The 6,018-nt window shown below is 71.5% G+C and carries 7 protein-coding genes; 4 read left to right on the plus strand and 3 right to left on the minus strand.

The annotated features are described in order from the left end of the window. Window positions 1–60 precede the first annotated feature (60 nt). Window positions 61–1,506, plus strand: a complete 1,446-nt coding sequence (gene mqo / locus EL493_RS21540) for a malate dehydrogenase (quinone) (RefSeq protein WP_019047405.1) — start codon at window positions 61–63, stop codon at window positions 1,504–1,506. On the opposite strand, the gene EL493_RS21545 is transcribed toward mqo, so the two are convergent. Beyond that, entirely contained in the window at window positions 1,490–2,092 is a 603-nt protein-coding gene (locus tag EL493_RS21545; RefSeq protein WP_019047406.1) for a TetR/AcrR family transcriptional regulator, read from the minus strand. The two genes, mqo and EL493_RS21545, sit on opposite strands and share 17 nt — an antisense overlap. Before the next feature lie 105 nt (window positions 2,093–2,197). Here EL493_RS21545 and EL493_RS21550 point away from each other — a divergent pair, with 105 nt between their 5' ends. Both EL493_RS21550 and EL493_RS21555 read left to right on the plus strand, forming a co-directional pair. Continuing rightward, window positions 2,198–3,049: an SDR family oxidoreductase gene (locus EL493_RS21550; protein ID WP_019047407.1), complete on the plus strand. Its 852-nt coding sequence runs from the start codon at window positions 2,198–2,200 to the stop codon at window positions 3,047–3,049. Between the two features lie 96 nt (window positions 3,050–3,145). After that, window positions 3,146–4,174, plus strand: a complete 1,029-nt coding sequence (locus EL493_RS21555) for a hypothetical protein (protein WP_019047408.1) — start codon at window positions 3,146–3,148, stop codon at window positions 4,172–4,174. A gap of 31 nt (window positions 4,175–4,205) precedes the next feature. On the opposite strand, the gene EL493_RS21560 is transcribed toward EL493_RS21555, so the two are convergent. Next, a complete protein-coding gene (locus tag EL493_RS21560; protein ID WP_019047409.1) occupies window positions 4,206–4,532 on the minus strand; it encodes a hypothetical protein in 327 nt (108 codons plus the stop codon). Between the two features lie 215 nt (window positions 4,533–4,747). Here EL493_RS21560 and EL493_RS21565 point away from each other — a divergent pair, with 215 nt between their 5' ends. After that, entirely contained in the window at window positions 4,748–5,083 is a 336-nt protein-coding gene (locus EL493_RS21565; RefSeq protein ID WP_030202367.1) for an RNA polymerase-binding protein RbpA, read from the plus strand. A 66-nt stretch (window positions 5,084–5,149) separates the two neighbouring features. Here the strand turns inward: EL493_RS21565 and EL493_RS21570 are convergent, their stop codons facing one another. Continuing rightward, window positions 5,150–5,995, minus strand: coding sequence for an ABC transporter permease (locus EL493_RS21570; protein ID WP_081723213.1), 846 nt, complete (start codon window positions 5,993–5,995; stop codon window positions 5,150–5,152). Between the last annotated feature and the right edge of the window lie 23 nt (window positions 5,996–6,018).

The following is a 6,018-nucleotide window of genomic DNA, read 5'->3' on the forward strand; positions in this document are numbered from 1 at the left end:
GGACGGATCACTCTCCGCGGCGTGAGGATGGGCTGTACACCGCTCACGGGAGGTTCGACGATGACCGAGACGACACCCATCCACCCCGGAACATCCGGTGGCGCAGACATTCTCGATGCCGTACTGATCGGCGGCGGGATCATGTCGGCGACCCTCGGCGCCCTGCTCGCCACGCTGGCGCCGGACTGGTCGATCGCGCTGTTCGAACGGCTCGGCGAGCCGGCCGCGGAGAGCAGTCATCCGTGGAACAACGCCGGCACCGGCCACCAGGGCCTGTGCGAGCTCAACTACATGCCCGATCCCACCGACGCGGACAAGGCGGCCGAGATCGCCGGCCAATTCGCGCTCACCCGCCGGTTCTGGACGGCGCTGGCCGCGCGCGGCGCGCTGGACCCGGCGACCTTCACCACCCCGACCCCGCACGTGACCGCGGTCTTCGGCGACCGCGACATCGCCTACCTGCGGCAGCGCTACGCCACCCTGCGCGATCAGCCCGGCTTCGCCGGTCTCGAGTACACCGAGGACCGGGCCGTGCTCGCCGAGTGGGCGCCGCTGCTGGTGCGCGGTCGCGCCGACGACGAGCCGATGGCCGCCACCCGGCACACCGCGGGCACCGACGTCGACTTCGGCGCGCTGACCCGGTCGCTGCTGTCGGCCATGGCGACGCAGGGTGCGGCCGTGCGGCTGCATCGCGAGATCACCGGGCTCACCCGCGGCAAGGACGGGATCTGGACCGTACGTGGCCGGGACCTGGACAGCGGCAAACGTTTCCAGGTCCGCGCGCGGTTCGTGTTCGTCGGCGCGGGCGGGTACGCCCTGCGGCTGCTGCAGCGCGCGCACCTGCCCGAAGTGCGGGGCTACGGCGTGTTCCCGCTGGGCGCCCAGTTCTTGCGGACGGGCAATCCCGCCGTGGTGGCCGAGCACCACGCGAAGGTCTACAGCCAGGCCGCCCTCGGCGCGCCGCCGATGTCGGTGCCGCATCTGGACCGCCGCGAGGTCGACGGCTCGGCAGCGCTGTTGTTCGGCCCGTATGCCACCTTCAGCACCAGGCTGCTGCGTTACGGCAAGCTGACCGATCTGTTCACCACGTTGCGGCCGCACAACATCGTGCCGCTGGTGGCGGCCGGGCTGCAGAACCTCGGCCTGGTGCGATACCTGGTCACCGAACTGCTCGCCGCGCCGCGCCGCAAGTTCGCCCAGTTGCAGCGGTTCTACCCCACCGCCGATCCGGCCGACTGGGAACTGATCCAGGCCGGTCAGCGGGCCCAGCTGGTCAAGCCCGACAGCAGGCGCGGCGGTGTGCTGGCCTTCGGCACGGAATTGGTGACCGGCGCCGACGGCACCATCGCCGGTCTGCTGGGCGCCTCTCCGGGCGCGTCCATCGCCCCCGCGGTCATGCGCGACCTGCTCGACCGCTGCTTCCCCGGGCGCCGCTACGAATGGGCACCGCTGCTCGCGGAGCTGCTGCCGGAGTCGCCGAAGGCGCCGCTCAGCGCGGCGCGGTGACCAGGGCCCCGAACAGCCGGTGGCTGCGGGCACTCATCTGCGCCGCCGTCTGCTCGGGGTGGCGCAGCCACCACAGCACCAGTGAGGTCACCGCGCCCATCCAGACGTCGGTGAAGGCGGACAGGTCGTCGGGATCAGTGAGGGCGAGACCGGCGAGCGCGTCGGCGACGCCGCGCGCGGCCTGGGCGGCGATGCGGCGCCGGGCCGCGCGCACCGCGTCGGCGGCGGCGCCCTCGTCCGGATGGGAACGGTCGAAGACCACGGTCCAGTCGTGCGGCCGGGGCGCCAGGGCGCGGAACAGCTCGTCGAGGGTCCGTTCGGCCTTGCTCAGGCCGTCGGCTCCGGTGATGGCCGTTTCGATGGCGTCGTAGATCAGGGTGGCCGCGCGTTCGACACAGGCGATGTACAGTCCGTCCTTGGACTGGAAATAGGTGTAGACCAGCGGCTTCGACACCCCGGCCCGCTGCGCGACGTCGGCCAGCGACAGACCCGCGTAGCCTACCCGGCCGATCTCGGCGACGGCGGCGTCGAGGATCTGCTGCTCACGCTCGGGGCGCGGGACACCCTTGGTTCCGGCTGTACTCACCGCCCCATCCAACCATCAGCGCGGCGACGGTTGACACTCAATTGACCAGTTTGTAATTTACTAGGTAGTCAATTGATCGCCGTCCCTCGATGTCCAGGAGTCGCCGTGTTCGCAGAGCTCGCCCGATCGCTGCTGCTCAACCCGCCCGCGGCGACCCGCGCCGTGGCGCGCTTCGTGCTGGGCGAACAGCACGAGATCGCCGGGAAGACCGTCCTGCTGACCGGCGCGTCGTCCGGAGTCGGCCGGGCCGCCGCGCACGCGCTCGGCCGCGACGGCGCCCGCCTGATCCTGGTCGCCCGCACCCCCGAACCGCTGCTGGAGGTCCGCGACGCGGTGCGCGCGGCGGGCGGGCTCGCCGACGCCATCCCCTGCGACCTGTCCGATCCCGCCGACGTCGACGACCTGGTGAAGACCGTCCTCGAGCGCTACGGCACGGTCGACGTGCTGGTCAACAACGCGGGCCGCTCGATCCGCCGGCGCGCGGCCGACGCCACCGACCGATTCCACGACTACGAGCGCACCATGGCGCTCAATTACTTCGGCGCGGCCCGGCTGACCATGGGCCTGCTGCCCAGCATGCTCGCGGCGGGCGACGGGCACGTCGTCAATGTCGCCACCTGGGGTGTCGCGGCGGGCTCGATGCCGCTGTTCACCGCCTATCACGCATCCAAGGCGGCGCTCGGCGCGTTCGGGCGCAGCCTGGGCGCCGAGACCCGGTCCCGTGGCGTGCACGTCACCACGGTCGGCTTCCCGCTGGTGCGCACCGAGATGATCGCCCCCACCGGCGACTACGCCGAGTCGGCCGCGCTCACCCCCGACGAGGCCGCGGGATGGATCCGCACGGCGATCCGCACCCGCCCGATCGAGCTCTACCCGCGCTACACCCGCCTCCTGCAGGCCGTGGCGACCGTGTCGCCACGCGCGGTCGACGCCGCCATCTGGCGCCTGGGCATCTGACCCCACCGGGGTAGGGCCGACCCCTACCCCGGTACCGGAATCGAACGGTCCCGCAGCGGGAGGTGCTGGCGCACATCGGATTTCTACCGTCGAGCCATGGCGACGATCGATCTCACCCACACCCTGTCCCGGCTCCGCTCCCCCGCCGCGCCCGCGCGGGGCGACCGTGCGCCCTGGCATGTCCCGCTGCTGGTGAACTCCGCGCTCATGGCCGCGCTGGTGCTGGTGTCGGCGGTCGGCATGCTCGTCGACGACCGGGAACTGCTCGGCGAATCGGTCTGGCTCAAACCCGCCAAGTTCGGCCTCGCCTTCGCGCTCTACGGACTCACGCTGGCCTGGATCCTGCGCCTGCCGCATCGCGGGCGCCGCGCGACCTGGTGGCTGGGCACCGTGTTCGCGATCACCGGCATCGCCGACGTCGGGTTCATCGCGCTGCAGGCCGCGCGCGGCACCTTCAGCCATTTCAACACCGCGAGCGACCCGGTGAACCAGATCGGGCAGCAGGTCTTCACCTCCGGTGTGCCCGGGCTGTTCCTCGCCAATCTGGTCCTGGCCCTGATCATCTCGTGGCAGAAACTGGCCGACCGGCCGACCCGGATCGCCCTGAAGGCGGGCCTGTGGCTGGCGGTGGCGGGCATGATGCTCGGGTATTTGATGGGCTTCACCGGGCCCCAGCTGGTGCGCCAGGCCGACGGCACCGTCGTCGGGCTGATGGCCGGGCACACCGTCCGGGCCGGCGGCGCGCACGGTGACGCGGCCCGCGACGGGCTCGGCGCCATGCCGCTCACCCATTGGAGCACCACCGGCGGTGACCTGCGCATTCCGCATTTCGTCGGGCTGCACGGCATCCAGGTGCTGTTGCTGCTCGCGGTCGCCCTGGTCGCCCTGGCTCCCCGGTACCGGTGGCTGCGCACGGAGACGGTCCGGGCGGCGCTGCTCGGGGTGGCGGTTCTCGGCTACTTCGGGCTGCTCACCCTGGTGCTGTGGCAGGCGCTGCGCGGGCAGCCGCTGACCAGCCCCGACCTGGCCACCGCGGGCGCGGCCACCGCGCTGGCGCTGTTCGTCGCCGGTGGGGTGACGGCGGTGTACCTGCGCGCCCGCGCCGACACGGCGATCGAAGCCTGATGCCCCGGAAGACGTTGGCCCACGGCGAGATTCAGCGCAGCCGCTCGGCTTCCTTGGCCAACTGCAACAGCGTCGCGCTGAGCTGGGCGAGCTCGTCGTGCTCGGCGCCCTCCGAGACCGCGGTGGCCACGTCCTCGGCGGCGCAGCGGGCGGCGAACCAGCGGTCGGCCAGATCCGCGGCCTCCTGCGCGGACAGCACCACCGCGTCCTCCGGAATCCCGGTTCCCTTGAGGCTGGTGCGGTGTTCGTAGGCACGCTGCCGGCACGACTGGCGGCAATAGCGGCGACGGCGACCCGACTCGGAATCCACGATCTCCCGCCCGCACCAGAGGCAGGGCAGCAGGCGACTGCGCGACATGCTGCGAAACCCTAGCGGTCCGAGCGCCGATCGGGCGGCTCAGGTCTCGCTCAGCGGGCACGGCTCATGGCCCGCTCGGCGCCGTCGCCCGTTCCACTACAATGGAACAGTTCAGACGTCCCGCGCGTTAACGGTAGGACCACGACCAGTTCGCGCGCCGCAACCGCCACGGCCGCGAACCCGCGGCGTCACGCCGCCGAAGACAGGGAGCACACATGGCAGATCGCGTACTCCGAGGCAGTCGGCTCGGAGCGGTGAGCTACGAGACCGATCGCGACCACGACCTGGCCCCGCGCCGGATCGCCCGCTACCGCACCGACAACGGTGAAGAGTTCGATGTCCCGTTCGCCGACGACGCGGAGATCCCGCCCACCTGGCTGTGCCGCAACGGCCAGGAGGGCACGCTCATGGAGGGCACCACCCAGGAGACCAAGAAGGTCAAGCCGCCCCGCACCCACTGGGACATGCTGCTGGAGCGACGCAGCAAGGAGGAGCTCGAGGAGCTGCTCAAGGAGCGCCTGGAGCTGCTCAAGACCCGCCGCCGCGGCTAGCGGGCGAGCGACACACACGGCGAAGGCCGCCTCCCCATGGGAGGCGGCCTTCGCCGTGTCCGGCCGTCAGTGACTGGCGACCTTGCGGTACTGCAGCAGGGCCGCGGGCATGGCGACCGCCAGGATCACCACCGAGCAGATCACCGCGTAGAGCACACAGTTGTCGGCCGCCCAGCCGGTGGCCGGGGCGAACGAGGGCGGCGCGTCGTTGTCGAACAGCTTGCGCCCGGCCGCCGACACCGCGGTGATCGGGTTCCATTCCGCGATCGTGCGCAGCGGACCCGGCAGCGTCTCGGCGGAGATGAACGCCGAGGAGATGAACGACAGCGGGAACATCCAGATCAGGCCCGCGCTCTGGGCGACCTCGACGGTCGGCGAGATCAGGCCGGTCAGCGCGCCGACCCAGGACATCGCGAACGCGAACAGCAGGATGATGGCGAAGGCCAGCGCGGCGTCGGCGACGCTGCCGTGGATGCGCCAGCCCACGATGTAGCCGCAGATCACCATCACCCCGAGGCTGAGCACGTTCACCACCAGGTCCGACAGGGTGCGGCCCATCAGCACCGCCAGCCGCGACATCGGCAGGGTCCGCATCCGGTCGATGATGCCCTTCTGCAGGTCACCCGCCAGGCCGACGGTGGTGAAGGCGGCGTTGAACGCGACCGTCTGGGTGAAGATGCCCGCAAGCAGGAATTCGCGGTACTGGTCGCCGCCCAGGGACGCGCCGAAGATGTAGGCGAACAGGAACACGAACATCAGCGGCTGCACCGTCGCGGTCACCAGCAGCGTCGGCACCCGCAGGATGGTCAGCAGATTGCGGTGGGCCACGATCGCGCTGTCGCGGATGAACCGAGCCCGCGGCGGCGCCTCGGCCGCCGCGGCGGGCCGGGGCGCTGCGGTCTGGATCGGCATCTCGCGGGTGTCGTAATCCTCCG

The sequence above is a fragment of the Nocardia asteroides genome (assembly GCF_900637185.1).
Taxonomy (GTDB): Bacteria; Actinomycetota; Actinomycetes; order Mycobacteriales; family Mycobacteriaceae; genus Nocardia; species Nocardia asteroides.

What these genes read in the sequence shown, in the direction of transcription:
- mqo (WP_019047405.1), top strand. Translation starts at nt 61, where the DNA reads ATGACCGAGACGACACCCATCCACCCCGGAACATCCGGTGGCGCAGAC.
- EL493_RS21555 (WP_019047408.1), top strand. Translation starts at nt 3,146, where the DNA reads ATGGCGACGATCGATCTCACCCACACCCTGTCCCGGCTCCGCTCCCCC.
- EL493_RS21560 (WP_019047409.1), bottom strand. Translation starts at nt 4,532, where the DNA reads ATGTCGCGCAGTCGCCTGCTGCCCTGCCTCTGGTGCGGGCGGGAGATC.
- EL493_RS21565 (WP_030202367.1), top strand. Translation starts at nt 4,748, where the DNA reads ATGGCAGATCGCGTACTCCGAGGCAGTCGGCTCGGAGCGGTGAGCTAC.
- EL493_RS21570 (WP_081723213.1), bottom strand. Translation starts at nt 5,995, where the DNA reads ATGCCGATCCAGACCGCAGCGCCCCGGCCCGCCGCGGCGGCCGAGGCG.